This is a genomic window from Vermiculatibacterium agrestimuris (assembly GCF_943193085.1).
Taxonomy (GTDB): Bacteria; Bacillota; Clostridia; order Oscillospirales; family Oscillospiraceae; genus Vermiculatibacterium; species Vermiculatibacterium agrestimuris.
The window spans coordinates 1-5,774 of record NZ_CALPCU010000048.1 but is presented as its reverse complement, the minus strand read 5'-3'; the positions used below and the strand labels follow the sequence as shown (position 1 = coordinate 5,774).

Here is a 5,774-nt window from a genome sequence, read left to right as displayed (position 1 = left end):
GCGGCGTGCACCTTGTAAATTAAACAACGTGAAGACAAGACAACACCAGAAGAGGACGGAAGTCCTTTTCACAAGTGAGAACTTGTGGGAAGGTCTCCGAAATGATTTCTTTGAAGCTAAGAGATAAGCTTCAATAATTTCGGTTTATACAACTTAGGTTGTGTAGATACCATATTATTGAGAGTTTGATCCTGGCTCAGGATGAACGCTGGCGGCGTGCTTAACACATGCAAGTCGAACGGGGTACCCTTGATTGAGGATTCGTCCAAATGATAGGAATACCTAGTGGCGGACGGGTGAGTAACGCGTGAGGAACCTGCCTTGGAGTGGGGAATAACAGTTAGAAATAGCTGCTAATACCGCATAATGCAACTAAGTCGCATGGCTTTGGTTGCCAAAGATTTATCGCTCTGAGATGGCCTCGCGTCTGATTAGATAGTTGGCGGGGTAACGGCCCACCAAGTCGACGATCAGTAGCCGGACTGAGAGGTTGGCCGGCCACATTGGGACTGAGACACGGCCCAGACTCCTACGGGAGGCAGCAGTGGGGAATATTGGGCAATGGGCGCAAGCCTGACCCAGCAACGCCGCGTGAAGGAAGAAGGCCCTCGGGTTGTAAACTTCTTTTGTCAGGGACGAAGCAAGTGACGGTACCTGACGAATAAGCCACGGCTAACTACGTGCCAGCAGCCGCGGTAATACGTAGGTGGCAAGCGTTATCCGGATTTACTGGGTGTAAAGGGCGTGTAGGCGGGGAAGCAAGTCAGATGTGAAATTCCAGGGCTCAACCCTGGAACTGCATTTGAAACTGTTTTTCTTGAGTGATGGAGAGGCAGGCGGAATTCCGTGTGTAGCGGTGAAATGCGTAGATATACGGAGGAACACCAGTGGCGAAGGCGGCCTGCTGGACATTAACTGACGCTGAGGCGCGAAAGCGTGGGGAGCAAACAGGATTAGATACCCTGGTAGTCCACGCTGTAAACGATGGATACTAGGTGTGGGGGGTCTGACCCCCTCCGTGCCGCAGCTAACGCAATAAGTATCCCACCTGGGGAGTACGATCGCAAGGTTGAAACTCAAAGGAATTGACGGGGGCCCGCACAAGCGGTGGAGTATGTGGTTTAATTCGAAGCAACGCGAAGAACCTTACCAGGGCTTGACATCCCGGTGACCGGCTTAGAGATAAGCTTTTCCCTTCGGGGACACCGGTGACAGGTGGTGCATGGTTGTCGTCAGCTCGTGTCGTGAGATGTTGGGTTAAGTCCCGCAACGAGCGCAACCCTTATTGCCAGTTGCTACGCAAGAGCACTCTGGCGAGACTGCCGTTGACAAAACGGAGGAAGGTGGGGACGACGTCAAATCATCATGCCCCTTATGTCCTGGGCCACACACGTACTACAATGGCGGTCAACAGAGGGAAGCAAAGCCGCGAGGCAGAGCAAATCCCTAAAAGCCGTCCCAGTTCGGATCGCAGGCTGCAACCCGCCTGCGTGAAGTTGGAATCGCTAGTAATCGCGGATCAGCATGCCGCGGTGAATACGTTCCCGGGCCTTGTACACACCGCCCGTCACACCATGAGAGTCGGGAACACCCGAAGTCCGTAGCCTGACCGCAAGGGGGGCGCGGCCGAAGGTGGGTTCGATAATTGGGGTGAAGTCGTAACAAGGTAGCCGTTCGAGAACGAGCGGCTGGATCACCTCCTTTCTAAGGAGAAACGGGGCTGGCTACGGTCAGACCTCTAATCCTCAGGTCAGACTCGGATGGAGTTGTTAAGGATTCACGTTGTTTAATTTAGAGGGTACACGTCCTAGTGTGCTATGGGGGTTTAGCTCAGCTGGTAGAGCACCTGCTTTGCAAGCAGGGGGTCACCGGTTCGAGTCCGGTAACCTCCACCACGAGGGCCAGTAGCTCAGCTGGTTAGAGCACACGACTGATAATCGTGAGGTCGGTGGTTCGAGTCCACTCTGGCCCACCAAACGTTAAAGGTCGAGAACAGATACAAGTCTTTAAGAAGACTTGAAGACTTGTATCTGGTTTTGACGTTAAGCCAAGGCCGGAAGGTCTGCACCTTGAAAACTGAACAACGTAGATTCTAGTATGAAGAGCAAGCAACAGAGGGCAATGAAAGCGAAAAATGTTGTGGAACTTATAAATGGCGAAAGCTGTTTAGTAGGGTAAAGACAATTGAGCTGAAATTGACAACTTCTGTTATGATCTGCATAATTCATGATCTTAAGAGAACAGCTAAAGCTGTTCTACGAGGTCAAGCTGATAAGAGCGCAAGGGGAATGCCTTGGCATCAGGAGCCGAAGAAGGACGTGACAAGCTGCGATAAGCTACGGGGAGTGGCACATACACTTTGATCCGTAGATTTCCGAATGGGGAAACCCGGCGGAGCAATACTCCGTCATCCTGCGTTGAATCAAATAGGCGTAGGAAGGGAACCGCCTGAACTGAAACATCTAAGTAGGGCGAGGAAGAGAAATCAACCGAGATTCCGCTAGTAGTGGCGAGCGAACGCGGAAGAGGGCAAACCAGGAGACTTGTCTCCTGGGGTTGTGGACCTGTATAAGACAGACTAGTTTAGCCGAACGGTATGGGAAGGCCGGCCACAGCGGGTGAGAGCCCCGTAGGCGAAAGGCGAAGTCTGTTGACGGGTATCCAGAGTACCGCGGGACACGTGAAACCCCGTGGGAAGCTGGGGGGACCACCCTCCAACCCTAAATACTACCTGATGACCGATAGAGGAGCAGTACCGTGAGGGAAAGGTGAAAAGGACCCCGTGAGGGGAGTGAAAGAGAACCTGAAACCTTGTGCTTACAAGCACTCAAAGCCCGTTAATGGGTGATGAGGTACCTTTTGTAGAATGGTCCGGCGAGTTATAGCTGCTGGCAAGCTTAAGGCATTCAGTGCCGGAGGCGAAGCGAGAGCGAGTCTGAACAGGGCGTATAAAGTCAGCAGCCATAGACCCGAAACCGTGTGACCTATCCATGGGCAGGTTGAAGTGGAGGTAAAACTCCATGGAGGACCGAACGCACGTACGTTGCAATGTCCGGCGATGACCTGTGGATAGCGGTGAAATTCCAATCGAACTCGGAGATAGCTGGTTCTCCCCGAAATAGCTTTAGGGCTAGCGTTGATTTAGATTCCCGGGGGTAAAGCACTGACTGGGCTAGGGGGCGATAAGCTTACTGAACCCTATCAAACTAAGAATACCGGAGAATTGATGATCGGCAGTCAGACTATGTGAGATAAGTCTCATGGTCAAAAGGGAAACAGCCCAGACCCACAGCTAAGGTCCCTAATATATGCTAAGTGGAAAACGATGTGGAACTGCGAAAACAACCAGGATGTTGGCTCAGAAGCAGCCACTCATTCAAAGAGTGCGTAATAGCTCACTGGTCGAGTGGTTCTGCGCGGAAAATATAACGGGGCTAAGCATATAACCGAAGCTTGGGCTTGTCCTTATGGACAGGGGTAGGGGAGCGTCGAATACGGGGCGAAGTCAGAGCGGAAGCACTGGTGGACTGTATTCGAGTGAGAATGCCGGAATGAGTAGCGAGAATTATGTGAGAATCATAATGGCCGAAAATCTAAGGTTTCTTGGGGAAGGTTCGTCCGCCCAAGGTAAGCCGGGAGCTAAGGCGAGGCCGCAAGGCGTAGTCGATGCACATACGGTAGAAATTCCGTAGCCACCGAACCTTAAGCACGCTGACACTTTGGAATAGAGGGACCCGGGCGTTGGTTGACCCGGGCGTAAGGGACCGAAATATAGTAGGGAAGTCCTCGATGTCCAGAGGCGAGAAAAGGCGTGAGGTATGCTAAGGTGCCCGTACCGCAAACCGACACAGGTAGATGAGGAGAGAATCCTAAGGCCAACGGGAGAAGGGTTGTTAAGGAACTCGGCAAAATGACCCCGTAACTTCGGGAGAAGGGGAGCCCCCTAAGGGGGGCCGCAGAGAATAGGCCCAGGCGACTGTTTACCAAAAACACAGGTCTATGCTAAATCGAAAGATGACGTATATGGGCTGACGCCTGCCCGGTGCTGGAAGGTTAAGAGGAGATGTTAGTCTTCGGGCGAAGCATTGAATTGAAGCCCCAGTAAACGGCGGCCGTAACTATAACGGTCCTAAGGTAGCGAAATTCCTTGTCAGGTAAGTTCTGACCCGCACGAATGGCGTAACGATCTGGGCGCTGTCTCAACAGCCCACCCGGCGAAATTGTTGTACTGGTGAAGAAGCCAGTTACCCGCAACTAGACGGAAAGACCCCATGGAGCTTTACTGTAGCTTAATACTGGAATTCGGTAAGTCATGTACAGGATAGGTGGGAGACTTGGAAGCACGGGCGTCAGCTCGTGTGGAGTCACCCTTGGGATACCACCCTTGATTTGCTGGATTTCTAACCTGCGGCCTTGAATCAGGTCGGGGGACACTGTTAGGTGGGCAGTTTGACTGGGGCGGTCGCCTCCTAAAGAGTAACGGAGGCGCTCAAAGGTTGGCTCAGCACGGACGGAAATCGTGCAGTGAGTGTAAACGTATAAGCCAGCCTAACTGCGAGACTGACAAGTCGAGCAGTAACGAAAGTTGGAGTTAGTGATCCGGCGGTATGCAAGTGGAAGTGCCGTCGCTCAACGGATAAAAGCTACCCTGGGGATAACAGGCTGATCTCCCCCAAGCGTCCACAGCGACGGGGAGGTTTGGCACCTCGATGTCGGCTCGTCACATCCTGGGGCTGTATTCGGTCCCAAGGGTTCGGCTGTTCGCCGATTAAAGTGGCACGCGAGCTGGGTTCAGAACGTCGTGAGACAGTTCGGTCCCTATCTGTTGCGGGCGTAAGAGATTTGAAGGGAGCTGTCCTTAGTACGAGAGGACCGGGATGGACGTACCGCTGGTGCACCAGTTGGCCTGCCAAGGTCACAGCTGGGTAGCTACGTACGGACGAGATAAACGCTGAAGGCATCTAAGCGTGAAACTCCCCCTAAGATTAGATCTCTCATCCTTCGAGGAGTAAGGCTCGATGTAGACTACATCGTCGATAGGCCGGAGGTGGAAGTGCAGTAATGCATGCAGCTGACCGGTACTAATCAGCCGAGGGCTTGACCTTAACATGAAGAATGCAGACACGCTTGCAGGACATAATAGAGCTACGTTGTTCGGTTTTGAGGGTGCAGAGAAGCGCGGAGAACAGGTCTGCGAAGGAGCCTGGATCGGAGCGAGGGCGAGCGCAGGGCCGAGAGAGGCCCGGAGACCAGCCTGAGACGAAGGGAAGGCGAGTGAGCGCCCTGATCTGTTCGCAGCGTGACAGCCCACACCCCTATGCGCCTTTAGCTCAGTTGGTAGAGCAACTGACTCTTAATCAGTGGGTCCCCGGTTCGAGTCCGTGAAGGCGCACCATGGCCCGTTGGTCAAGTGGTTAAGACAGCGGCCTCTCACGCCGTTAACATCGGTTCGAATCCGGTACGGGTCACCACCTCTTTTTGCGAAGCAAAAAAGAGATTGACAAGGCGAAGAAGAACGTTTACAATTCAATAGGTATTTTGACTGGGAGGTAAGATTTCCAGTTAAGATAAAACCAGATCAAGGCTTGCGAGCAAGGTTTGATCTGGAAAGGAAGCACAGCGAAGGATACGAAGCTTGTGCTGACGCAGTTGGTGTCGATTGCAGTGAGGGTCCACCCGTTCCCATCCCGAACACGGCAGTTAAGCTCACTTGCGCCGACGATACTTGTCTGGCAACGGACTGGTAAAATAGGTGACGCCAACACAAAGAAGAG

General features: G+C 52.8%; 4 tRNA genes and 3 rRNA genes. All 7 read left to right on the top strand.

The features are described from left to right. The first annotated feature begins 173 nt into the window (after nt 1–173). Nucleotides 174–1,704, top strand: a 16S ribosomal RNA gene (locus NFR87_RS10250). A gap of 115 nt (nt 1,705–1,819) precedes the next feature. After that, nucleotides 1,820–1,895, top strand: a tRNA-Ala gene (locus tag NFR87_RS10245). Nucleotides 1,896–1,898: 3 nt separating this feature from the next. Continuing rightward, nucleotides 1,899–1,975: transfer RNA gene (locus NFR87_RS10240), tRNA-Ile, on the top strand. 286 nt (nt 1,976–2,261) lie between these two features. Continuing rightward, a 23S ribosomal RNA gene (locus NFR87_RS10235) occupies nt 2,262–5,105 on the top strand. A 214-nt stretch (nt 5,106–5,319) separates the two neighbouring features. Continuing rightward, a tRNA-Lys gene (locus NFR87_RS10230) sits at nt 5,320–5,395 on the top strand. Nucleotide 5,396: 1 nt separating this feature from the next. Then, nucleotides 5,397–5,471 (top strand) — tRNA-Glu (locus NFR87_RS10225). 177 nt (nt 5,472–5,648) lie between these two features. Next, nucleotides 5,649–5,764 (top strand): 5S ribosomal RNA (gene rrf / locus NFR87_RS10220). Together the 16S, 23S and 5S rRNA genes with 4 tRNA genes alongside form the textbook arrangement of a ribosomal RNA operon. The last annotated feature ends 10 nt before the right edge of the window (nt 5,765–5,774 follow it).